The following is a 24,819-nucleotide window of genomic DNA, read 5'->3' on the forward strand; positions in this document are numbered from 1 at the left end:
AGGCCAGAAAGGTATTTACTGGTTAGAATGAGTAGTTGACAACGTGACAGTACATAACGACTGTTAGAATTAGATTACTTAAAAACTCGCAGTTCCCGTGGACAAATCGCAGCGAATTCACATGAGGCCAACTTTAGATGGGTATCGTAAGTTCGTTCTGCGATATAGGCAATGTCATACTTTGCGGCAAGTTTTTCACAGACCTTTTTGACTGACCAGCCATAAATCCATCGAAATTTAAGCAAGTCAGAATAGTAAGCATCTTGCCGGTTGAGACTTGCTAGCAACTCGAGTGTATCCAGTCGCTGGTCGCATTCAAACTTAGCGTTTACCCCAGCTAGGGTGCGTTCTTCGGTCGTGTTTTTCATGCTAGAGGTGACTTTAGCTGCTGACATATCAGGAGATTTGAGATAATTGGAGGATCGGTGGGCTTCCAATTCCCAATCGTGAAAGTCCTGAAGATATTCCTTTACGTTGGCGCACGTTTTGTTCTTATCGTATTGTGCATTTTTCAATGATAGCGTCTCCTTCTTTAAAGGCCGTTAGCGTCAGGTCATTCTAATTCTCGGACAGGAAAGCGGAAAAACGTTCCTTTGCGCGATGGGTCTGCTGACTCATTGCATTTGTGTAGGGCTTTTTTGGCATACCGACATGAATTTCTCGACTGCTAAATCCTTGGATGAGCAACAGGATGATACGGCCGTCACGGGGATAATTCTCAGAAAATTTTGACAATTGTTGTTGGCAGCCTAAGACGACTGAGTCCGGTTGAGAAGTTGTCTGAATACTTGAAGATAACTCAAGAGGTATCGTCTCAATCCGCTGGTAGATGGTAGTGCCATGTTCTTGATGACAGTACTGGCGGAACAGATTGGGAATCTCCGACTTCAAATAGTAATTCAGCGTGTAATCTATGCCGTATTGGCTTCGCCTTTCGAAGTCCAGCCACATCTTGTAAAATGCCATGTTGTAAGCACTAATGAAGTCTTCTACATAAATTGGCAAACCCGAGGTATTAGCCTTGTTAAAACGGAAGTGAGCCCGTCGGATGAGTTCTGGTGTGTAGCGTAAAAAGTCCGCCTCAAAGTCATTTGTGAGCTGGCAGTTTTGCAATTGCATGATTTCCTCCTACGTGTTTGTCGAAGTTCTAACGCCTTTAGATATATCTATCGGGAAATTCACACGTTTGTGACTAAAGACTTAAATTAATCGTTTCATCCAACTACGTAATATGATACGGAAATGATTGTTGCTGCAATGGTCATTTGTTGTAAGCTTTTGGCCGCTTAAAAAGTTTCTACGCATACTGTTGTGAATTGGCGTGGCACTCTTCCTGAAAATAGCCACGATACTGGTGTGTTCTCTAGTAGTTCATTTCCGCTCACATCCTTTCAACTGGTTAAGGCATGAACATAGCATAACGTTCAGAGAAGATGAAAAACTGCAGCAAGACAGCTACTTTTCTGCTGATTAACTGCTGAAAGTCAGCTGTGTGACGGATAATGTTCTGCACCCCACGCTTAATTTATACGGGGAAAAATATGAATTGACAACAACTTTTATAAAAAATCGTATTTATCTGATAAGCTAATTGTTATCGAAATCATGTTGGATAGACATCAATTCAATTAATATAAAAATATAAATATTTTATAGGCTGGACTATATACTGCGAAAGCGGTATGCTAGATTTCAGTAAATGTGTTTTGCCAATGTTAGTGCGAAGGGGAGAAAGCAGATGAAACTGTATCTAAAGGGAGTTGTCATTGCTACCGCCGTATTGGGGTGGGGATGGAGCAACAGCATTGTCGGGGAAGCCAGTAACTATTCAGCGAGGCGAGCGAACTCAGTTCGATTAGTTTGGCGTCATAGTATGGGACGGCATGCCTATCACACTGTTAAGGGAGCGCGGTATTCTAAGCATCTAGGCGTGAAGTATAGTACTAATGATGATTTGCCAGATGTAACTTGGTATACGGATGCGCACGAAAAGCTGTACAACAAGGCCAAGCGAACGTCAGCCATTTATTATCATGTAAAGAGTGGGGACGGCCAGCATGGTGGCTGGATTTGGCGGGGATATTTGACTGCAGGGGGCGCGGAGAGTACTAATTCTACAGATAAAACAAATGGGTCAATTGATAGTGATGAAGGAATGGCCCAAAAAATGATTCAATATCTTGGCAGGAGTGCACATCCGGATCCACAAACGATGGCAAAGGCTAAGGAGGTATTGAATCGATCGTTGAATGGTCAGTATCACTTTTTAACACTCCATGAATTAACCCCGAATAATAATTATGGACGTGATAAGGACTATGTAGTTATTCAAAATTTTAATCCCATAGGTGTTGCTGAACACTCACCTGATAAAAATCGACTTGCTTATCTTAATTTATTGTCTGATAGCAAAATAGCTATGCAAGATCAATCTTTCGAGGGCGGGTATTCAGTTGAGAGCAGGAGTGACACGTTAACGTTACTTGGAATGTTCTATGCACCAGAAGAGGACTTCATTGGACAAAAAGGGTTAACAAGAGACAATTATTTTAATGATGTAAAAATTGGTGTTGCTGTGACTAAGATTGCTAATGGGAAATATGCTTCGAACGTTATTTTCCATTATCCAGAAAAATTTTGGGATTTGGTTGTTGATGACTAAAAAAGCACCATCACACTCCCCCAACAAGGGTGTTATGATCCCTTTGTGGTTGTCAGATGAAATAATATAATTCATCTGACAATGACGGAGGGATTTTTTGTATGCCAAGAACTAAGTATAAAGCGGTTGAGAAGCTGGCATTGATCACTGAGTTTGAAGCCTCAGGACAATCAAGCGGGCGCTTTGGAAAAATGCATGGACTAGGTGATAAAACAATTGGGCAGTGGCGAGATCGATACAAACGTGATGGGCTTGATGGACTGGCGGAAGCGAAAAAGAATCAGCACTATAGTGAAGCCTTCAAGTTGAAGGTTATCACTGCCTACTTAAATGGTGAAGGCTCAGCGGATAAGCTAGCAATGGCCTATGGATTGCGCTCATCTTCGCAAGTAAAGGCTTGGGTTTCCAGGTATAATAGGGACAAAACTGTGACGGCCTCGCCGTCAAGAAAGCAGGTCCCGAAGATGAGCCGCAAAACTACGCTAGAAGAACGGATTGAGGTTGTCGAGTATGTTACTACGCAGAAACATTCGTACAGCGAGGCTGCCGAGCGATACCAAGTATCTTATCAGCAAGCCCGTTCATGGGTCCTCAAGGCCAAAGACGGAGGTTACGAAGCACTTAGTGATAACCGTGGACATCATAAGCCGCAGAGAGAACTGACCGAGTTAGATAAAGCCAATCTGCGAATCCGACAATTAGAAGGCCAAGTGGCTGACATGAAACTGTTGGAGGAATTCGTAAAAAAATATCAGGAAATTCAGCACAAGGGGTGAACAAACAGCGTCAGCAGGCTTACCAAGCAATAAAGGAAGTCAGCCAAGGAAAGCGTGGAGCCATTACAAAATTACTGGACCACGTTGGTGTCAGTCGTCAAGCTTACAACAAGTCTTTTCATCGTCAGGAAACGCCCTGGGACGCCCAGGAGCGACTTCTGGAGGAACGCATCACATACTGGTTCAACCAACATCACCAGGCCATAGGCACCAGTAAAATCTTATCTAATCTAAATCATGATAAGCTCGTCACCTTCAAGGTCACAATCAAGCGGGTTAAGCGGATCATGATCAATTTGAATATTCGTTGCCAGATTCGTATCAAGAAACATCATCGAATCAAGGAACAGGAACAGTATATTCAGGACAACGTTTTAAACCGTAACTTCAGTGTTTCCCGACCGAACCAGGTCTGGTTATCAGATTCGACGGAACTGACTTACGGTACAGCGAAAGCACACTTCAAGATGCGCTTGAGTGGTGTCTTAGACCTGTATGGGCGCGTATTAATCGCGTCGAATTTGAGTACGACAGAAACAGCCGCAGCAGAAATCCAGGTCTTCCAGCGAGCCTTTGAATATGCCGGTGAAGTTCACCCGTTAGTGCATACAGACCGAGGTGCCGCATACACATCAAAGGACTTCAACAACTTTATAGCTGGTCATGAAGCCACACGAAGCATGTCACGTCCAGGAACGCCTTACGACAACTCACCCATGGAGCGTTGGTGGAACGAATTCAAGACGCATTGGATGGATCGGCATCCAATGCCCACAACCTACCAAGAATTCAAAGAACTCGTAAACGAAGGAATTCACTACTTCAATCACTTAGATCGTTCACCAGCAAGAAACGACCTCACCCCGGTAGAATACCGGAATGAGGCCGCTTAGAAACAATATCAAATTTATATTATTTCGTATGACAACTTGACAGGGACCAGCACAAGGGGTTGTGGACGGTGCTTTTTTAATTTTTCGAGGATGAACAGCCTAAATATAAGGCATATAAAGACTGGAGTCATTGGATTCAAAACCAACGGTGATTGTAGAAACTGCTGGTTCATATCCTGAATGAGAACTTAGTGAAAATTCGTAAGGTAGGTTCTTGTTAGAAGTAACGGTCGTGATAAGAAATTGTTGCCCATTGGGCAATACACCATAAATTGATTGGGAATACGCGTGGTGGGCGGCCTCATTACCATTTCCGCCCTCAGGCATAGGTAGTCGAACATTTTGGGAGCTAGACCAAGTACTACCCGCACCAACACCCTTGACGCGCATGTTAGAACTGTCATGAATATCTTTAGCTTTTTGGGGAATAGTCTTACCATCTTGTTTTGTAGGCTGCAACATTGATTTATAAGTGTAGATTTTGTTGTAGTCAACATGGATGTTTGACATTGTATGTCCACCACTAACTGTGAATAGTACATAGGAAGGTGCAGAGGCCAGTGCACGTTCGGCATTACTCTGGTTACCAACACGTACGTGAACAAGTTGTGGATTCATGTTGAAGAAGGAGTTATTATTAATTGTGAAGCCGCTGTTATTTTTGACTGTTACGTTCTTTTTGTAATTATAAAACATGAAAACATTGGGCGAGACTTGCGTTTTCCGTCGTTCAATTTGATTTCCGGTGAAGGTGACATTTTGAACTGAAGGAAAATGAATTGGGGCAAAGTAACCATAGCCGCCATAGTTTGCTGGTTTGGGATCTAAAACCAAGCAGTTCGTCATTTGAATATTGCTTGGAACACGATTTCCACCACCGGGAGTACCGTCAGTGCTGTTATTTGATAATGTTTTGTGGGTACCAACTGGATGGGGACCAAACTTTTTAAGGTGGTTTGCTTCATTATCCGTATACAGGGGGAGAAAACGGCATTGATTGATGAATACGTCATGGGTAGGTAAGAACGTGTAGGTATGGTTTAAAGGTGTTGCACTAGTGCCACTTTCGTAATCATAGTCAATTTGAATTGCTTCTTTATAACAATACTTATCTCGGATGGGCTCAATGGTATCGAAGCCAACTCCGATAAATGTTGAATCGTTGATGTAAATGTGGGAAGAACCGCAGAGATCGATACAGTGCCCACCATTGGACTCAGTTTGGTCGAAGATACATTTTGTGAAAGAAACGTTATGACTAGTCAAAAGGTTATGGACTAAGCGATATACGTTACTTCCGTTCGATGCAGTGTAGTCGATACCACGGAAGGTCACATTTGACCAGGCGACATTGTTGGCACATTCATATTGGAAGGCGGCTCCCGAGTGAGCAGTATCTGAAGCGTAATTGTCGGTTTGAGTTCCTAAAAAAGTTGCACCATCTTCACCAATGAAATCAACGTTTGAAGAAATCTCCGGGCGGCCAACTTTATAGACTCCAGCCGGGATCCTAACAGTAACTTTAGAATTGGGATGAAAGTCAACTAGCTTTTGAAAGGCATTATCGTTTACCCGGCAGTTACTCTCTGATAGCCCTGAAATCCCTCCCAGGTCTCGAACAAAATCAATCAGTGATTGTCCGGGAGTTAAACCACCAGCTGAAGAATTACCTGCTGAATTTCCTGGATTTACAGTATTTGAGTTGTTTCCACTATCGCCTGGTGTGGTTACAGTTTCTTGCGAGTAAACAGGATCACCAGGGTGAGAGTCAGATACACCATAAGGACGATAAGGATCAATGGTTGCGTAAGGAACATAATAGGTTGCACCGCTGGTGTGGATGTAACGTAACCAGTAGTGGCCGTCGGACTTGATTTTTGCATTGTAATATATCGTGTCACCAATTTTAATATGATCCACTGTCGTCGCATTGGTCATATTAGTTCGATCGCGGCCACGAGCAGGCTCATCGTATTTATACGAGCCGCTGATGACAAGTGTGGTGCCATCTGGGGTTTGGTCTGCAACGTTAGCTCCGGCATAACCGGTCAGAGTGCCTAAACCGTGATTCGTATGAGACGGCGAAGTAGATGGGGTGCCACCAGAAACATTTGTAGAAGCTGGCTTAATCGGATTCCCAGGATTGGTATCCGTCCCAAAGTAAGTTCCCTTATCCGTGTTGGCGTAAGGTACATAGTGACGGCCACCAGAATTACTCATGTAGGACAGCCACAGGTGATTTCCGTTCTTGAGCTTACTGTCATAGTTGACGGATTGGCCAACCTGATAAGTGACAATCCCAGGATCACTCATGTCAGGCGTGTTGCGGACCCGACATTTGGTATTGAAGGTGAAGCGACCGGACGTATAAATCTTGTACATATCAGGGGTGTTGTTAACGTTAATAGACATAATAATTAACCTTCTTCTTTTATTTTTTTGTAACAAAAAGCACCTCGCTGGTTTGATACAGTGAGATGCTTTTAATCTGTATAACTACAGATTGTGTTGATCGCCATTAGTGACGTGCTTGTAGACCTGGTACGCATTTTCTACAGCTGCGGAAACAGTTGCGGCCTTAACCGTAATGCCTTGTTCATTGAGCTTGGCTGTAATGAACCGAATGGCCTCAGCTTTTCGACCAACGTTGTCGAGTTCGGTCATGACAGCAAGTTCAGGAACAATGAAGTTTGCAAGTTGCTCGGTCAGCTTAAGGGCTTGCACCAACTGTTGATGATGATTCAGTTTAATTCTGCCGAGTAAAAGGGGTCTAAGCGCATAGTAGGTGGTAAAAACGACTGCTGAGATAAGTGAAACTAGTCCAGTCGTTGCAAAGTCAAAAGGATGCATGGCGTGTTCTCCTTTCTAAGCAGGCCACATGATGGAGACTGAAAATGTGGCTTGCCTGTTTTTGGGTACGATATCATAATAAGGCGGTTGGCGAGCTGTTTTACGCTGTAGTGCGGCAAATTTACGGCCGGGAAACGGCTGAATGACTGCTGCGGTAGCCGATGGCCTAGGACTGCAGTCGCAGCAGAGCCTTGGAAAACGGACCCAAAAAAGGCATCCATTAAGTGACTGCCCACAATGGGGTTATCACCTAATGGATGCCTTTAAAATTTTTTCGCAAATCTAGTGCGTCTCCGCAAATCCACGCCGGCCACCGGGTTTGGGAATCTGATTCTGCATCATGACGCTGAAGCCGCCGTCAATTGCGAGGCCAGTGGCATTGATGTAACTGGAACGGTCACTTGCCAGGAAGAGAATCGCGTTCGCAATATCATCAGTCGTCCCAATTCGCTTGCTGGCGGTCAACGTTTTCCGGCCCTTTTCCACCTCGGGGTCCGCATAGAAGGCGGCCGACATCGGCGTCTTAACCAGGCACGGTTCAAGGACGTTACTGCGGATACCGAACATCCCCCATTCAGCCGCCACCTGCTTCGACAGCATATTCACCCCAGCCTTGCTGGTACTGTACGCGCCACTGTAGGTTTCGGGGATATCACTGGCAACCGTAGAAATATGAACGAAGGTCCCGTGTTTCTGTTCAATCATTAATTTACCAAATTCGTGCGTGACTAAGTAATAGCCGTTTAGGTTAACATCCAAGACCTGTTTCCAAGTAGCGTAGTCCAGGTCCTCTAACGGGTCGAATTTCAAAATTCCGGCCGTGTTGATGACCACATCGACGTGACCAAACGTGTCCTTGACCTGGTCCACGGCCCGCTGTACGCTAGCTTCTTTGGTGACGTCACAGGTGACCGCCAACCCTGCAATATGGTAATCATTGATCAAGTTGGTGACCAACTCGGCCGTCTTATCCTGATCCATGTCTAAGGCGACCACCGTGGCGTGTTGCCCAGCCAACGCCTCACAAATTTTCGTGCCCATGCCACCCACGGCACCGGTGACGACGCAAACCTTTTCTTCTAAGCCTAACCACTCTGTCATGTGAATTTCCTCCTCTAAAGTGCCTGATCTTTCAACGGCATTTCTTGACCAGTCCACAGCTTAAAGGCCGCAGCGCCCTGGTTCAGTAACATGCCTTGCCCGTTGATGACGTGAGCGACGTGGGCGGCATTGGCCACCCCCATCAGTTTGGTCACGCTCGGGGCGTAGACGGTATCAAAGACCGTCATATCCTGGTGGAACCAACTCGGGTCATCCACCAAAGTCTTGTCGATGAGCTTGCCCATCCCCAGTCCAGTGGCATCGGTGTAAACGTCGCTGGCGGTGATGCTCTGCTTAAACTGGTCGCGGTCCTCCAGGGGATAGAAGGTGGCGTGACAATCCGTCTGTTCGTTAATGATTTTTACAATATTACGCGCGTTTTTCACGGATGGATCATTGATGTTAAAGACATTCAGCGTTTTCAATCCGGAGAGGGCGGCTTGAATGGCAATCGGCGTGCCGGCACCACCCACGCCAGCCAGCGTCATCGTTTGCCCAGCCAGGCTGACACCGTCGTCGGTCAAGGCGGCCACAAAGCCAATGCCGTCGGTGGTATACCCGGTCAGTTCGCCGTCATGGTTGACCACGGTGTTCACGGCGCCGACCAGTTCGGCCGTCTTGTCAACGTGATCCAGTAGGGAAATCACGGCTTGCTTGAACGGCATGGAGACGCTCGCCCCCAGCATTTTAAAGGCACGTAAGGCGTTAACGGCGTCGGGGAGTTGGTCGGGTTCCACATCAAAGGCCAGGAACCGTGCATTAATTTCCGTTTGTGCAAAGGCCGCGTTGTGCATCGCCGGGGACTTGGAATGTCCAGCCGGATGCGCAATCAAGCCAACGAGTTTTGTGTGTCCATCAATTTCCATGAATATGACCTCCAAAGTATTTTAGGTAAAGGGTTGTTGGCAGAACTTCTTTGAGATGTGCCTGGCAGACGAGCGCTATTGGCATGCTGCCCCAGGTGATCGTCATCTAAGTCGTTTCGGCGTTGACGTGCTTGCCGATGCCTTGGTGGATCAGGTAGAGGTCAATCAGAATTCCCACGACCGCGACGCCAATCGCTACCAGATAAGAACCGTTGTAGGCTTGGGTCCCAGCCGAAGCGTTCATGGACAACGTCGCAATTTGCGGTCCGATTAAGGCGCCAATGGCGTAGCCAAAGAACATGATACCGTAGTTGGTCCCGGAGAATTTCTGGCCAAACGTCTTGCCAGTTAAGGTTGGAAAGACAACCAGGACACCCCCGAAGGAAGCTCCCAGGATGATTAAGAAGATGGTGAACATCGCGATATTAGAGGCAAAACGCAAGCCAGCCAGGCCAATGATGGTTAAGCAGAGGATGACCAGTAACGTCCGGGTTTCACCTAACTTGTCAACGGTTCGACCCGTAATCATCCGACCAAAGAAGTTTGCCAGGGTGTTGACGACCACGAAGTTCGCCGCCACGATAGGAGTCAACTGTAGCTGAATCTGCGCGATGGAAGACAGGGAGCCGATTAACATGATGCCGGCCGTGCAGGCAATCGCGAAGAGTAGCAGTAACAGCCAAAAGTTCAGGGAGCCCATCATTTCTTTAGGCGATTTTCCAGTAGTTGCTGGTGCGGGTTGGTCGTCGTCAGACTTAGGCGTTTCCGGTGAAGCCATTAACCAGCCGACCAGCCAAATCAAAGCTAAGTAAGCAATCCCAATGGGCATCAAGCCGTTGGCACCCATCGTGTCACAGAGCCAAGCCCCAGCTTTCGCTAAGACCAGCGGCCCGAGGGAAGCGGCCCCCAGTAACAGGCCGGAGATGGTGCCCCGCTTTTCTGGGAACCATTTCAACGTCGTCAGGAGCGATGGATTGTAGAGCAGACCGTTCCCACTACCGGCGAGAATCCCAATGGAGAAGTACAGGAACCAGATGTTGTGGGCAAAGGCGCCCAGGAACCAGCCGAGGCCGAAGATGAAGCCGCCGACGTACATCAGTTTTTTCGGGGAAGAGTGGTCGATGATTCGGCCGGACAGAATCCCGAAGGCTGCCATGAAAAATTGATAGATGGTCAGCGTCAGCGCAACCTGTGAGGCCGTGGCGCTAGTCGCTTGTACCAGCGTGTCTGCGAAAACGGAGAACGCTGCGGATGCGGAACAGCAGAAGATGATGATAAAGGCCGCGGTGAAGATGAACCGTCGGTGGCCGGATACCTGTGTCGTATGTGTTGCTTCCATAATTGAACACCGCCTTGAATTAGAATGTCGCGTCTGTTGCTGGTTAGACTGGTCGTTGTCCGGCTTCCGGGCTGGTGAAAATGGATTGGAACGCTGTGGGCGGACATCCAGAGCCAAAGGGCGGTCTCTGGATTTACTTTGAGCCTCCAAGGTCGAGTCTCAAAGATACCAGTTCACTAAGCGGCAAAGGTCGCCACTAAGTGAACTCCCACGGCTGAGTCCATTTTCACCAGCCCTGCAGCTCCTACGGTGTTAACCAACGACAATAGCTTGTCCGATGACACGGGAGGTTATCGTCACAATCAGCCGGTTTTCTTGGCTTCCTTTCAGAAGTCGGTGAGCCTAACAAACAATAGACGTGTAATGATATAGGAATAATTTCGAGTTAGAAAACGTTTTCTACACTCTGTATGTTAAGGTGGAGAGAGAGAAATTACCAATACCGATTGGTCGGGGATTGATAGTCAGAGACTATAGATTGTGAATGATAGAACAGAGGGGTGACCATGAACTTACATCAATTACGTTATTTTGAATGTGTTGGCCGATTGGAAAACTATACGCAAGCGGCGCAGGAGTTGCGGGTCAGTCAGCCTAGTCTGACGACCGCCATTCATAAACTGGAAGATGAGTTGGACCTGACGTTATTTACCAAGCAGGGACGGCACATTGTGCTAACCAACACAGGTAGTCAGCTCCTGCAAGTCGTGCAGCACAGTCTTCAGACGCTGGACGATGGGGTGGCGCAGCTTCAGGCGGCCAATTCTACGCGGCCCGTGACGATTCGCGTCGGCTGTATTCCCACGGTGATCGGCACCTATTTGCCCAAGGTCCTCCACCAGTTCGAGCAGGCGCACACCCAACAAATCAGCTTTGAACTGCACAGCGTGACGACGGAAAAAATTCAGACCGGGCTGGCGGCAAAACAGTATGACCTCGGCATCGCCGCCACGGATAGTCGCGAAGCTGGGGTGCTCTACCAGCCACTCCTGAAGCAGGCATTCATCGTCATCGTGGCGCCGGACCACCCGTTAGCCGCGCGCAAACAGTTAGCGTTAACCGACTTGGTGGGAGCGGACGTTTTGACCTATACGCCGGACCTGTTGATTGGCCAAAAGGTTCAGCGTACGCTCAAACGGCAGGGGGTGGCCGACCGCTTGACGGTCCAGGCTGTCTACCCGGATGAAATCTCGATTGCGGGGATGGTTCAGTCGTCAACAGCGGTCGGACTGGTGGCGGATACGCTTTACCTGGAGGCGTTCAACCTGGTGAAGATTCCGGTCAACGTGCCAGAGGATTTGCGGGTGATCTACGCCATGTACCACGCGGATAATCCGCAGCATGAGACCTTGCGTCAGTTGTTTCAGTTATTTAAATCCGCCGCAGAGTGAGAAGTCACTTCCCACGAGCCCCAATTTAGGCTAAAATTACCTATTAAGATACTTGGGTGCCGGGAAAACTAGTCGTGGTCAGCGCCTCCAGGCCGGTGAAAATGGGACCGGGCCGCTGTGGGCGGACGCCTGGAGCCGAAAGGCGGTCTCCAGGCTTACTTTGAGCCTCGAGAACCGAGTCTCAAAGTTACCAATTATCTAAGCAGCAAAAACCGCTACTAAGATAATTCCCACGGCTAAGCCCATTTTCACCGGCCTTGCGGCTAACACGAGTGGTGGCTGGCACCCAGGTGTCTGAAGGTGACAGGTGGGTGGAATTAAGCAGTCATGTTTTATGGACGCAATCTGTGGTTTTGTCGTAGAACTTTTGATCAATTGACACAGTGAAACACAAACAGTTAACAAGAGAGACTAAAAATTTTAAGTACAATCCCGTCTGGTTGCGGGTTAAACCAGTGTGAGCCGTGAGGTTGAAAAAAATGGACTCAGCCGGGGGATTTTCTGAGTGGTCTTTGCTCAGAAAATGGTGACTTTGAGACTGGTTCTCAAGGCTCAAAGCAAGTTCGAAGACCGGGTCTCAGGCTTCGGACGTCCTTCCGCCAGCGTTCCAGTCCATTTTTTTCAACCGGTAAGGCGCTGTAACCCAGAGTCTAACCCGACAACCAGCTGCGATGTAGGTTACATAATTTGAAAGGGGCTTTTGCATGCTAACACCAGAACCGATTGACTTGGCGGCCTTTTACGCCAATCCAGACCGGAGCGTGGCGGTCCTCAACTATAACGCCCGCTTCATTACCAGCATTTTTGATTTAGTGAACAGTGAGGAACTTGCCAGCTTTGTGCGGTTATTCTTGGACGAACAGCGCGACAAGGTGCCGTTGGACGCCGACCCGACCGCGACGTTTAACCTGGTTTCACCCGAAACTTATCTGAGTACCGTCAAGGCTATCTTGACTGACCAACCGGACGCTTACAGTCAATTCAAGCCAGCCGACATTTTGGCCAGCATCGAAGACCTGTACTCGTACTACCGGACCTACTTGCGGGTCGCGACCATGACGGTTCGGCAAAATGACGTGGTCACCAGTGAATTCATGACGATTGATCAGCGTTTCAATGACCTGGTCATTCGCCTTTACCGGACGATTGAAGAAAAACTTCAAGGTCACGCGAACCACGTTTACCGTCAAATTAGTGCCGGGTCTAGCGCCTGTGTGCTGCTGGAACAGGTCAAATGGCCCGAACCCGCTGGCTACGAAAAGCTCGGGGACATTCGTTTTATTAGTCGCTTAATGTTGCGGCCACCAATGATGCTCCACACCAAGAGCAACAAACGTAAGGGTCTGTTCACGGCGACTAAGGTCAACCCACTGGAGAACTTCCAAGGGACCGAGGACGACTGGTTCTGTTACCCGGCTAAAATTGGTGAGAGCCTGGCTTACATTTACTTCCACCGCGACTACCTGGCTTCCGGGATTGCACTGGCGAACCTGTTCCAATTAGCCGACAGTAGTGAAATTGCTGGCAAGAAGCCCGACTTGGTCCTGTTATTTGGGACGCCCGGCGTTGCCAGTGACGACCAACCCGAAAATGGCCACTACTTCTACGATGAAGCCAATGGCATTTACGTGGGGCAGGTGCCTTACAACGACCAGACCACTTACTTTGGCTACATGAAGAAGATGTGTTTGACGCTGCACAACCTGCACATGATTGCCGAAAAGAAGCTGCCAATTCACGGCTCGATGGTTAAGATTACCTTTGCCAACGGGAAAACCAAGACGGTGGTCTTCTTCGGTGATTCCGGTGCCGGCAAGTCCGAATCCATTGAAGCGCTGCAAAATGTCGCCGACGAAGAAATTGTAAACATTGAAACCATTTTCGATGACATGGGCAGCTTTAGTCTGGCTGACGGCAAGCTTTACGCTCAGGGAACTGAAACCGGGGCGTTTGTCCGGCTCGATGATTTGAGTAGTGAAGTGGCCTTCAACAACATGGACCGTGGGGTATACATGAACCCCGAACAGAAGAACGCGCGGGTCATCATTCCGGCCAACACCTGGCCACGGATCGTTGCTCACCACGAGATCGATATGTGGGTTTACGCCAACAACTATGACGATGCCATTGGGATTCACCGATTCGACGACCAGGAGTCAGCCAAGGCAACCTTCGTGGCTGGCAAACGAAAGGCCCTCGGCACCACGGATGAGGTGGGGATGAGTACGACGTTCTTCGCCAACCCATTCGGTCCCGTGCAGGAACAAGCGGCAACCAAGCCCGTCATCGATGCCGTCTTTGACCGTTTATTCACGGATGACGTCTACGTGGGAGAAATCTTCACCCACCTGGGCAACGACAAGTCCCAAGATAAGCTGAACGAATCGGCCAGAGAATTATTGCAGGTCCTGTTGAAGCTGTAAGGCGAGCAGTGATTTGTACCGGTTCGCGGTGGTCGTGAAGTTGCATGACCTCAGCGCTGCTAAAATTAATTGGATGTATGTCAAAAGTCGTGTCGCTCCCATTGTGGGGGTAACACGACTTTTTTATAGCTAACTAGTCCAGGTAAAGGATTTCATCTGCCTGGTCCAGTACCGTTTGAGAATGGGTCGCGACAATCACGATTTTACCCATCCTGGCGAAAGCCGCGAGACTTGTCAGGACTAATTTTTCGTTCGCCGTGTCCAGTGCCCCGGTCGGCTCGTCCGCCAAGATGATTGGGGGATCCTTCAACAGCATTCTCGCTAGGGCAACGCGCTGACATTCACCACCGGACAAGGTAAAAATCTTGCGGTCAAGGTAGTCGGTGCTGAGGCCAAATTGTTCCAGCGCAAATTTTAACTGGGTTGGCCGATACCGCTTCGTCAGGGTCAAGTTGGTGCGCACCGTCGCGTCGTCGATCAGCGCATAGTTTTGAAAGAGGTAGCCCAAGTAACTGTATAAGTAGCGGTGATTCGCGATTTTGGTGATGTCGTGCTTCTGAAAGCAAATGGTCCCGCTGTCTAAATTTTCTAGGGTTGCGATACAGTTTAACAGGGTTGATTTACCCGACCCGGATGGTCCTGAGAGGGCGTAAATCAGCCCCGGGTGGAAGTTGTACGTTAAATCAGCGAAGATGACGTGGCGGTCAAAGGCCTTTGACGCTGACGAGATGGTTAACATTAGTTGTCCCCCTTAAGGCTGGTCTTGAGATGGGTGACGTTGCGCCTGGCTTTGATGACAAGGGTGAGGAGGGTCAGGCCGCTGGCTGCGAGGTAGTAGGTCAAGGTGACCGGACTAGCTGGCTTCACCACTAACGTGAGGGCCAGCTCCCCTAGGGTGAGACCGGTCAAAATTACGGCGAAGGCGGCGTGAACCTTGACGAGGGATTGGCCCATCAACGTGCGAATGGCGTGGTCCTGTTGATAAATGCTCAGGTAGAGGGAGCAGGCTAGAACGCATTCCAACAGGAGCAGACCGACCAATAACGCTAAGATACTTGCCAGTCGAATAACCTGTTGCCGCTGGGTCTGATAAACCTTACTGGCATAGCTCTTAATATTGGTGTAGCCGCCAATGTGCTGGTATAGGCCGAGTGCGGTCAATTGGCGGTTTAGGTGACGGTAATCGCTGAAACTAAACGCACCATTTGACAGCATCGAATTCCACAGGCGGTCGGCGTCATCGTTATCCCCGCCGAGAGATGCCGGTGAAATCACAATGATGACTGGGTCGGGAACACTAGCGTTATAGTAGCCCAAATCTAAGCCAACCGGATTGTAGGTTAACCGTTGCTGGTGATTCTCGAGTAACTGGGTGTGGACACGTGGGTGGGCGTCATCGTTTGCCGCCATGTGACGGAGGTTCATTTGATCCACGTAGGCGTTCGTTAGCTTTTTCCGTTGTTTGGCAAGCTTGGCGGGCAGCAATATGTGGGTCACGGGGTCATTGGCGGAGAAAGTCAGTCGGTGGCCGGAACTGTCCCGCACCTGATTCAGTCGTAGATACGTCGCGTTCACGAGTAAGACGTTGCCGCCATTGTAATAGTCGCTGTAATCATTGAAGTCTAAGGTTGGCCGCTCTTCGGCTGCGTTGTAACCCGCATAATTTGCAATGAGTCCGTGATGCTGGGCAGACCATTTTACCAACTGATAGGTCTGCCGATCCTCGACTGCTTGTTCCTGGTCGTTAATGTTTATGGCAAGTGTGGGAGAGTACCGCGTAGGCAGGCGTGACCAGGTGCTAACCTGTGCTTTGATAGCTTGGCTGGTCAGAAACTGTTGCCCCAATGACAAGAGGGCAAACAAAATCAGCAATTCAGTCAAGGTCTTTATCACCAATACGATGGCTAAGGTCAGACGGCTTTTAGCGCGTCCTTTGATTGTTGGCAGAATGGTGGCTTGCCGATAAGACCATGACCAGATGAGGCCGGCCGCTAAATACACGAGCGTCTGAGCAATGGCCAGTAACAGTGCCAAGTAAGCCGTGATCCAGAACACGCCCCAGTGTTGCGCGAAGAAGAGGGTACCGAAGACGGTTCCACAGACGATGGCATAGTTGGTTAGAAAGAACGCTTGGTCACGTAGGAATGCTCGCTTGAAAATGGTTCGTTTTGTTAACCCCTGAAGGAGCATGATGTTAGCGGCCCGTAAACTTTTGAAATTGTGAATCACGAGCGTTAAGAACAGTAAGAGAAGCAGTAGTGCTAAGAAAATACTGTAGTCATTCGCTAGGAGAAAGTCGCTTATCCGTAAATGCCAGTTTTCTGATTTGCGCTCAAAGGTTAATCCCAGGCTAGTGAGTTCATGGCGCATGACCTGCGAGCTAATGGGGCCAAAGACGTACAAGGGATAACGTAGGTCACTAGTTAAGAATTCAGAACGGGAAGCCAGCGCTGATTTTGAAATCTGATTGGCGGTAAAGTGATGGGCCTTGCCCAGAACATAATAGCTGGGATGGGCGTCAGCACTGGGCGTGGGTACCCAAAACTCTTTAACGATGTTGATCTGGTGATGATTGGCAAAGCTTTCTAAGCGGTGATTGATTTCGTTAGACGTTAGTTTGTTAGCGCTGTGGGTGATGTTGTACGGTTGTTCAAGGCTAGAGAGACCGGTTGCGCCAACCGATTGACTGAAAGCCCAGAGTAGGAACCCGAAGCCAATGGCGACGATGATGAGAACGGCATTGCGAATTTTATTCATGGTTTAGGCTCCTCGTTTGTTAGAGGTTATCATAGACTGAATTTTTGTTCAATGGCAGAATGATACATACGATGTCCAATTATAACGAAATTAATATTTCAAACGCTGCTAGACCGGTTAGACAGGGCAAATTTGTTGGATTATCGCTTCCAGCTAAATTTATTTTTTTGTTTTTTTCTGCATATAACCCGGCGAAAATGATTTCATCAGTAATCTAGTATCCTTTAGACAAATCCTAAAAGTAAAGTCGAAAAAAGCGGCAGACCAGCAAGCATAACCTTGCCAGTCTACCGCTTTATAATTGTAGAAATCAGTATCAATCAGGTGCACAGACAGTCATGACCACGGGCCCCGACGCACAACTAAAATTGCACAACAATCGTAGCCGAAGGAAGCCAGGGACGCAGCCAGCTGTGTCGGTGTTCTAAGACCGAGCGTTCCCCTCGGCCTTAGAACACGGGACGACCTTGGAAACTCGCGGTTTGGGCGAGGTTTCAAGTCGAGGTGGAAGCCCGTTTCTCAGGCTGGAACTGGCCCCACAGCAGGCGGAGTCCCTGGAATCCGCAGGCGGCCAATGTTCCTGTGTCCTAAATCACTAAAACAATCTTTAGTTAAAAGCCGCCAAAAGAGCGGTCATGAATGCCTGGGCGTCGCCGACGTAGCCGTAATCGGCCACCTCAAAGATGGGCGCCCGTTCATCCGAGTTCACGGCGACAATGGTCTGTGAATCCTGCATCCCCACCAAATACTGAACGGCACCGCTAATCCCAAAGTTGATGATCAACTCGGGATGAATCGTGTTGCCACTCTGGCCGATCTGGTCGTCGTGGGTGAAGCGGTCCTGGTCCGTCAATGGCCGGGAAACGCCAATCCGACCGCCGAGCTTTTCAGCGAGCTTGGTGGCGTTAGCAATAGTTGCGGCACTGGCGGCACCACGCCCCAGGGCAACGACGCGACTGGCATCGCCAACTGTGGTGGCCGTGTTGACCACTGGTACGGCGGCTTTGACTTGCAGGCGGTCAACGGGGTGGAAGGTCACCGTATCCGTGGTCACCGTGGCGTCTCCAGCAGCGGGGGTTGCCACGAAGGTGTTCGGCCGAACCGTGGCCATTTGCGGCCGGTGGTCCGGACAGATAATTTCGCACATGATGTTATCGCCGTAGGATGGCTTGGTGGCGACCAAGGTGTCGTCATCAAAACGCAGGTCCAGGCAGTCGGCGGTCAGTCCCGTTTGGAGCTTGGCCTGTAGCCGGGGCGCAATGGAGCGACCGGTAATTGTTGCGCCAAATAGTAGTGAATTTGGTTGGTATTTTTCAACCAACTGTTGCAGGGCATCGGCATGCTCAGCGTCCGTGGCCGTTGGGAAGCGGTCGTCACGCACGACCCGAATTTCGTCGGGGCCATACGCCTTGAGCTCGTCTTCCAAGTGGTCGGTGGTGGCTTCCAGCAAGATCGTCACGACGTTAAATTGGTCGCCGGCTAATCCCTTGGCCTTCGTAATCAGTTGTTGGGTGGTGGGTTCGATGTGATCTAAGCGGCGTTCCGCAATGACCCATAATTCTGGTTTTGACATAGCAGCTTCCTCCTTAGATTAGTTGTCGTTCCTTCAGCGCCTTGATCAACTGGCTGGCGGCCTCACTCGGCGTACCGGTCAGTGGCGTTAGCTCCCGTTTGACCGGCTCTGGCGCGTAGACCTTGGTCACAATCGTGGGTGAACCGGCCTGGCCCAAACGAGAATCGTCCAGGTCGAGGTCGTCGTGGTGCCAAACGGTGAGGGACTTGGCAAAGCTGAGCTGAATGTTACGTGGCGTGGGATAACGCGGCGTGTTGAGTTCGCTCCGGACACTAACCACGGCGGGCAGTTGGGCAACCAGCGTCTGCTTGGTGTCCTCCAGCAGGCGTTCGGCTGTGACTTCATTGGCACCACTCAGTCGTAAGCTGGCCGCGTAGGTGATTTGTGGTTGGTGGAGAAATTCAGCCACAATGGGGCCCACCTGACCGGTATCGGCGTCAACGGCTTGGCGACCAAATAAAATCAGGTCGGCGTGGTCGATTTTCTTCAGGGCTTGAGCAATCACGTAACCGGTCGCCAAGGTATCGGCACCGGCAAAGGCCCGGTCAGACAGGAGGTATCCCTCATCGGCGCCCATGGCCATGCCCTCGCGCAGGGATTCGGCGTAGTCGTCGGGGCCCATCGTCAGGAGGGCGACCTGCACGTCGTCACGGCTATCCTTCAAGGTCAGCGCCAGTTCGATGGCATTTTTATCAAATGGATTCATCACACCGGCCAGGCCACGGCGATCCAGGTTGTGGGTGACGGGGTCAATCGTGACGTCGTTGGTTTCTGGAACTTGTTTGATACAAACCACAATTTTCATGGGGAACCTCCTATTTATTAAATTCAGCGTTGGCAATGGCGGAGCGCATCTTCTCGACGGTCCCTTCGGCAATTTCCATCGCCCGGGCGTCGCGAATCAGGTGTTCTACCGGGTATTCACGACTGTAACCGTAACCCGCTAAAATTTGCAGGGCATCGTCACCAGCACTAACGGCGGAGCGGGAACCGTGGGCCTTGGCCATTGCGGCTTCTTCACTGTACGGTTGACCGGCAGCCTTGAGCTGGGCGGCGCGTTGGTACAGCAGCTTCGTGGTTTCCTTACGCATGGCAATGTCGGCCACTTTGCGGTGGGTCACTTGGAGTTCGGTCAGCTGTTTATCGCCGGCCTTGCGCTCCTTGGCGTAGTCGGTCGCAATCTTCAGTTCGTGTTCCATGATGCCGGTCAACACGGCACCCATCAGAACGCGGGCGTCGTCGTGGGCGGAATCCCCAATCAGGCCGCCATCGCCGAGCTTGCCCAGCAGGTGGTCGTCATCCACGACGATGTGGTCCATCACCACTTCACCAACTGGCGTGCCTCGCAGACCGATGAAGTCTTCGCGTTTGCCAAATGAAAATCCGGGCATGTCTTGGTCCACCACGAAGACGGAGAGCTCGGCGGGAGCAGTCTTGACCAGGACACAGTAGACCTGGGCCAAGCCGCCGTTGGTAATCATAATTTTATCGCCGTTAATGACCCAGTGATCTCCTTCACGAGTGGCGGTGGAGCTGATACCCATCGGGTTGGAGCCACCGGAGGCTTCGGTCATGGAAAAGGCGAAGATCCGGTCATTAGCGGAGGGGAGCAGCGCTTGTTGCAGGGCTGGCGTCCCGAATTTAAGGATTTGGTCAATCGTTTTAAAATGGCCCTCAAGGGTGACTGCTGTACTAGCATTTCCCCGGGCGATGTGGTTTAGCGCGGTTGCTGTAACCTCGGGGCCGAAGCCAGCACCGCCGAATTCTTGGGGAAGCATGAGGCCTAAGAAACCGGTCGCGGTCAGCTGATCAATGAAGCCTTCTGGGAAGTCCTGAGCAGCGTCCATGGACATATCGTAGGGACTGATTTCCCGGGCGGTGTAGTCGTCGACCATTTGTAGTAACAGTTTCTCGGCAGCAGCAGTTGTAGATGGCATAAATATTTCCTCCTTAAGCAAGCACAAATTGTGACGTATTGAACGATTGAGGCCAGTATAGCGAATAATCAATTGATAAGTCCAGTGAAAGTTTATGATTGTTGAATATCCATCATGCCTACTAGGAATAATTCGGATTCGCTGGAAGAATACAAAGAGGTAAAAGTTCTAGGAAAATTTAGTAAATAAATTGGTACTTTGAGCCCGGTTAGAGTACAATGAAAACGGATTCTTATATGGAGGTGCTCGATTATTATGGAAATTACGAAAAGCGCAGCTGGGACGTTGAACCAGCAAGAAGTTACGAAGTACTTACTCACGAACCAACAAGGAACACGTGTCGCCATCCTGACTTGGGGGGCAACCTTACAGGAATTTAGCGTGGTCGAAGACGGCCAAACGCACAACCTGATTGTTAACCTGCCAGACTTGAAGGGCTACGATCACAACCCATACTACTTATGCCAAGCGTTAGGCCGGGTCGCTGGCCGAATTGCCGGTGCGCAATTTGAAATCGACGGTAAGACGACGCACCTGGACCAAAACGAAAAGCCAAACGCCAGCCACGGTGGCCCTCACGGCTTTACTTTTGCCAACTGGGATGCCACGACGACTGAAACGACGGACACAGCTAGCGTTGTGCTGACCCATACGTCTACTGAGGCCGATGACAAGTATCCTGGTACCATGGCAACCACCATCACGTACACGTTGACGGAAGAGAACCGCTTGGACATTACCTTTGACGCCAAGAGTGATGCCGCCACGCTGTTCAACCCAACGGTCCACACCTACTTTAACGTCACTGACGATCAACACAGCTTGGACGACCAATGGTTGAAGCTGAGTGGTGACAAACGCCTGGTCTTAAACGGCGAAAAGATTCCCACCGGCGAAATGATCAAGACTGCCGGTACCGGTTACGACTTCAGCAAGCCCCGGACTATCAAAGATGGTTTGGACCAACTGCACAAGACGGGTCAAGTCGAATACGACGATGCCTTTGTCGTTGAACCTAGCAAGGACACCCCAATCGCCACTGTTGGTGATGAAGGCGGTCACCGTGAAGTTGAAGTTTATTCCGACCGGAATGCTTTGGTTGTCTTCACGGCTAATCCTACTGACGCTAAACGCGCTGATGCTCGGGATTACAATGCTTTGGCTATGGAGGCGCAGACTTTGCCGGATGCGATTCACCATGCCGATTTCGGCGACGTCATCCTTCCCGCCAACCAACCTGTCACGCACTTCATCAGCTACCAATACGTTCGTAAGTAACGGGTTGGTTGTGTCCTGCCGCTTCGGCGGCTAGGTACTCCCGACCTGTGGGGCAACCTGTGGAGCCGAAAATCGGTCTCCACAGGCGCACTTAAGCCTTGCAAAAATCGCAAGTCTTAAGCACGTCCCAGTTTCTAAGGCCGGGAAGAACGCCCGACCAAAGAAACTCGTCACTGGTCGTCCGTACCTAGCCACCTTCAGCTGACACAACGCCGCCGAACTTACGATTGTATGGTAGGATTCGTGGGTGACTGGTGGTGTGGCTCTGTCCTTGTTTTGGTTTTGCCTTTTAAGCAAGGTCGCGGTCAAGCTTGTGATCGCCGGTTAACTTTCTTGGTTGCTGGCGGTCATGTTTAAACGGAATAAATAAAATTAATGATATGATTTGTGTAGTTCACTGATGTCAGTTCAAATTACTGTCGGCTGAAAATACATTTGGTATGGTGCCAATGTATTTTCGGTCGATTGTCGCCAAACTCGATTATTCATCTGTTGAGTGGTGGCAGGCTAACGTTAGTGAATACACTGTTGCTGTTTAACGCAACGTAAGCCGCAGGGCTGGTGAAAATGGGCTTAGCCGTGGGAATTTCCTTAGTGGCTTTGCCACTTAGGAAATTGGTATCTTTGAGACGCGTTTCTTGCGGCTCAAAGTAAGCCTGGAGACCGCTCTTTGGCTCCGGGCGCCCGCCCACAGCGCTCCAGTCCCATTTTCACCAGCCTGGAGGCGCTGGACCCGTCGCGTTAACCCCGCATAAAATGTAAAGTATAAGGAGAGATTTGAACATGAGTTGGCAAGATAATTATCAAGTTTGGCAACAACAGCAAACGATGATTCCTTACATCAAGCACGACCTCGACGCCATCGCTAACGATGATGACGCCAAGAAAGCCGCGTTTACCGCGCCCATGAGTTTTGGGACCGCCGGCATGCGTGGCGTGATGGGACCCGGCATTGGCCAGATGAACGTTTACACGGTTCGGCAAGCCACTGAAGGGGTCGCCCGTTATTTGGATACCCTGGACGACGCCACTAAGCAACGCGGGGTTGCCATCAGCTTTGATTCCCGCTACCACTCCCGTGATTTTGCTCACGAGGCCGCTCACGTGTTGGGTGCGCACAATATTCCTAGCTTTGTCTTCGATGACATGCGGCCCACACCCGAGCTGTCCTTTGCCGTGCGCCATTTGAACACGGCCATGGGCATCATGATTACGGCCAGCCACAACCCGAAGCAATACAACGGGTACAAAATTTACGGGCCAGACGGTGGGCAAATGCCGCCTAAGGCTTCCGACATGATTACCGATTTTGTCCGCTCCGCTAAGGACGTCTTTGCGATTGCCGTGGCCGACGAACAAGCACTGCGGGCCGCCAAGACCTTACAGATCATCGGTGAAGACGTCGACCAACCTTACCTGCAAAACGTTGAGAGCGTGACAATCAACCATGACCTGGTCCACTCAGTGGGGAAGAGCATGAAGCTGATCTACACGCCACTCCACGGGACGGGGAAAGTGATTGGCGAACGGGCCTTGCGTGGCGCGGGGTTTGAAAACTTTACCATGGTGCCCGAACAGGCGATTGCCGATCCTGAATTCCCAACGGTGCCGTTTCCCAATCCTGAGTTCGCTCAGGCCTTTGACATGGCGATTGCGCTGGGGAAGAAGGAGGGCGCTGACCTGTTAGTGGCCACCGATCCCGATGCTGACCGGTTGGGTGCCGCTGTGCGCCAACCAGACGGCGAATACCAACTGTTGACGGGAAACCAGATTGCTTCAATTTTGTTGGCTTATATTTTAAAGGCCCGCAAAGAAGCTGGTCAGTTGCCCGCTAACGGTCGCGTAGTGAAGTCCATCGTTTCTACCGAGCTGGCGACCAAGATTGCGGCCGCTTACGGCGTGGAAATGAAGAACGTGCTGACTGGGTTCAAGTTTATTGCGGAACAGATTCATGAATACGAAACGACCCATGAGCATACCTTCCTGTTTGGTTTTGAGGAAAGTTATGGTTATTTGATCAAGCCATTCGTGCGCGACAAGGATGCCATCCAGTCGACGGTGCTCTTGGCCGAAGTCGCTGCCGATTACAAGCAGCGCGGCATGACCCTCTACGACGGCATCGAAGAACTCTACGCGACCTACGGCTACTTTGCTGAGAAGACCACGTTTGAGGAATTCCCAGGCGTCGATGGGGCTGACCAGATGGCCCACTTGATGAGTGAGTTCCGGGAAAATGCACCGAAGTCCTTTGCCGACAGCACCATTGAGACGGTCGAAGACTTTTCAACCAGCACCAAGACGGCAGCCGATGGCACGACCAGCACGATTGATCTGCCACAGTCGAACGTTTTGAAATACTGGCTGAGCGATGGCACCTGGATCTGCATCCGGCCTTCTGGGACTGAGCCGAAAGTGAAGTTCTACATTGGGGCCAGTGACACGACGGACGCCGCGGCACAAAAGCGGCTGGCCAGTTACGAGACCGCTTTAAAGCAATACGTTAATTCGGTTAAGTAGTTTTCGCCTTACCGGACAGAAAAAAATGGGCTGGAACGCTGGGGGCAGGACGCCCGGAGCCAAAGGGCGGTCTCCGGGCTTGTTTTAAGCCTTTGAGAACCAAGTCTTAAAAGCACCATTTCCTGAGAAGAACACACAGGAAATCCCCCGGCTGAGCCCATTTTTTCTGTCCTCACGGCTGACATCGACTTAACCTGATTTATAGGTGGTTTATGAGTCTTTAATCTGATTACTTTGCAGCATGTTGCCTTACCTCCTGAGCGGGGTGGGTGGCATGCTGCTTTTTGTTTACATTGCTTAGTGGCTTGTGTCAGTTGGCGACGGTTTGCAGGGGCGGCTTGCTCTTGTTTGGTTGCTGGTCCTTGTTTCTTGACGGTTACCACTCAATCGTTCATTTTCACAAACTTTCAAAATAAAACACCAAAATAGTTAATAGGCCGACAATCGCTGACGACT

At 50.0% G+C, this 24,819-nt stretch carries 19 protein-coding genes; 7 read left to right on the plus strand and 12 right to left on the minus strand.

The features are described 5' to 3' along the window. Window positions 1-74: 74 nt before the first annotated feature. Window positions 75-515, minus strand: a complete 441-nt coding sequence (locus tag EKM99_RS03325; protein WP_125580927.1) for a hypothetical protein — start codon at window positions 513-515, stop codon at window positions 75-77. A gap of 43 nt (window positions 516-558) precedes the next feature. Continuing rightward, window positions 559-1,119: a hypothetical protein gene (locus EKM99_RS03330; RefSeq protein WP_125580929.1), complete on the minus strand. Its 561-nt coding sequence runs from the start codon at window positions 1,117-1,119 to the stop codon at window positions 559-561. 619 nt (window positions 1,120-1,738) lie between these two features. On the opposite strand from EKM99_RS03330, the gene EKM99_RS15980 reads away from it, so the two are divergent. From EKM99_RS15980 to EKM99_RS03345, 3 genes are all read left to right on the plus strand, one after another. Continuing rightward, window positions 1,739-2,662, plus strand: coding sequence for a hypothetical protein (locus tag EKM99_RS15980; RefSeq protein ID WP_225419766.1), 924 nt, complete (start codon window positions 1,739-1,741; stop codon window positions 2,660-2,662). 101 nt (window positions 2,663-2,763) lie between these two features. Beyond that, window positions 2,764-3,438: a helix-turn-helix domain-containing protein gene (locus EKM99_RS03340; protein ID WP_125580931.1), complete on the plus strand. Its 675-nt coding sequence runs from the start codon at window positions 2,764-2,766 to the stop codon at window positions 3,436-3,438. Next, complete coding sequence (locus EKM99_RS03345; protein WP_125580933.1) at window positions 3,435-4,331, plus strand: IS3 family transposase; 897 nt, start codon at window positions 3,435-3,437, stop codon at window positions 4,329-4,331. Before EKM99_RS03340 ends, EKM99_RS03345 begins: the two co-directional genes overlap by 4 nt. A gap of 99 nt (window positions 4,332-4,430) precedes the next feature. On the opposite strand, the gene EKM99_RS03350 is transcribed toward EKM99_RS03345, so the two are convergent. The 5 genes from EKM99_RS03350 to EKM99_RS03370 all read right to left on the minus strand — a co-directional run bounded on the left by EKM99_RS03350 (window position 4,431) and on the right by EKM99_RS03370 (window position 10,487). After that, a complete protein-coding gene (locus EKM99_RS03350; protein ID WP_164511502.1) occupies window positions 4,431-6,779 on the minus strand; it encodes an SH3 domain-containing protein in 2,349 nt (782 codons plus the stop codon). A 48-nt stretch (window positions 6,780-6,827) separates the two neighbouring features. Beyond that, the gene (locus tag EKM99_RS03355) at window positions 6,828-7,181 is read right to left on the minus strand and encodes a hypothetical protein (RefSeq protein WP_125580937.1); all 354 of its coding nucleotides are present in this window, start codon (window positions 7,179-7,181) and stop codon (window positions 6,828-6,830) included. A gap of 282 nt (window positions 7,182-7,463) precedes the next feature. Beyond that, window positions 7,464-8,282, minus strand: a complete 819-nt coding sequence (locus EKM99_RS03360) for an SDR family NAD(P)-dependent oxidoreductase (protein ID WP_125580939.1) — start codon at window positions 8,280-8,282, stop codon at window positions 7,464-7,466. Between the two features lie 14 nt (window positions 8,283-8,296). Continuing rightward, window positions 8,297-9,154 (minus strand): quinate/shikimate dehydrogenase, encoded by an 858-nt coding sequence (locus tag EKM99_RS03365; RefSeq protein ID WP_164511504.1) that lies wholly within the window; start codon window positions 9,152-9,154, stop codon window positions 8,297-8,299. Between the two features lie 100 nt (window positions 9,155-9,254). Beyond that, complete coding sequence (locus tag EKM99_RS03370; protein WP_125580943.1) at window positions 9,255-10,487, minus strand: MFS transporter; 1,233 nt, start codon at window positions 10,485-10,487, stop codon at window positions 9,255-9,257. Between the two features lie 506 nt (window positions 10,488-10,993). Between EKM99_RS03370 and EKM99_RS03375 the strand changes: the two genes are divergently transcribed. Beyond that, complete coding sequence (locus EKM99_RS03375) at window positions 10,994-11,878, plus strand: LysR family transcriptional regulator (RefSeq protein WP_125580945.1); 885 nt, start codon at window positions 10,994-10,996, stop codon at window positions 11,876-11,878. Between the two features lie 704 nt (window positions 11,879-12,582). Next, entirely contained in the window at window positions 12,583-14,301 is a 1,719-nt protein-coding gene (locus tag EKM99_RS03380; RefSeq protein ID WP_125580947.1) for a phosphoenolpyruvate carboxykinase, read from the plus strand. Between the two features lie 133 nt (window positions 14,302-14,434). Here the strand turns inward: EKM99_RS03380 and EKM99_RS03385 are convergent, their stop codons facing one another. The 5 genes from EKM99_RS03385 to EKM99_RS03405 form a co-directional block, all read right to left on the minus strand. After that, window positions 14,435-15,040, minus strand: coding sequence for an ATP-binding cassette domain-containing protein (locus EKM99_RS03385; RefSeq protein WP_125580949.1), 606 nt, complete (start codon window positions 15,038-15,040; stop codon window positions 14,435-14,437). Continuing rightward, window positions 15,040-17,058: a hypothetical protein gene (locus EKM99_RS03390; protein WP_125580951.1), complete on the minus strand. Its 2,019-nt coding sequence runs from the start codon at window positions 17,056-17,058 to the stop codon at window positions 15,040-15,042. The genes EKM99_RS03385 and EKM99_RS03390 overlap by 1 nt, the downstream gene beginning before the upstream one ends. A 607-nt stretch (window positions 17,059-17,665) precedes the next feature. Beyond that, the gene (locus EKM99_RS03395; protein WP_125580953.1) at window positions 17,666-18,631 is read right to left on the minus strand and encodes an electron transfer flavoprotein subunit alpha/FixB family protein; all 966 of its coding nucleotides are present in this window, start codon (window positions 18,629-18,631) and stop codon (window positions 17,666-17,668) included. A 13-nt stretch (window positions 18,632-18,644) separates the two neighbouring features. Then, window positions 18,645-19,436, minus strand: coding sequence for an electron transfer flavoprotein subunit beta/FixA family protein (locus EKM99_RS03400; protein WP_125580955.1), 792 nt, complete (start codon window positions 19,434-19,436; stop codon window positions 18,645-18,647). A gap of 10 nt (window positions 19,437-19,446) precedes the next feature. After that, window positions 19,447-20,568 carry an acyl-CoA dehydrogenase family protein gene (locus EKM99_RS03405; protein WP_125580957.1) on the minus strand — a complete coding sequence of 374 codons (1,122 nt, stop codon included), beginning with the start codon at window positions 20,566-20,568 and terminating at the stop codon, window positions 19,447-19,449. A gap of 255 nt (window positions 20,569-20,823) precedes the next feature. Between EKM99_RS03405 and EKM99_RS03410 the strand changes: the two genes are divergently transcribed. Both EKM99_RS03410 and EKM99_RS03415 read left to right on the plus strand, forming a co-directional pair. After that, entirely contained in the window at window positions 20,824-21,846 is a 1,023-nt protein-coding gene (locus EKM99_RS03410) for an aldose epimerase family protein (protein WP_125580959.1), read from the plus strand. Between the two features lie 783 nt (window positions 21,847-22,629). Next, entirely contained in the window at window positions 22,630-24,363 is a 1,734-nt protein-coding gene (locus tag EKM99_RS03415) for a phospho-sugar mutase (protein WP_125580961.1), read from the plus strand. The last annotated feature ends 456 nt before the right edge of the window (window positions 24,364-24,819 follow it).

Source organism: Levilactobacillus cerevisiae (assembly GCF_003946245.1).
GTDB lineage: Bacteria > Bacillota > Bacilli > Lactobacillales > Lactobacillaceae > Levilactobacillus > Levilactobacillus cerevisiae.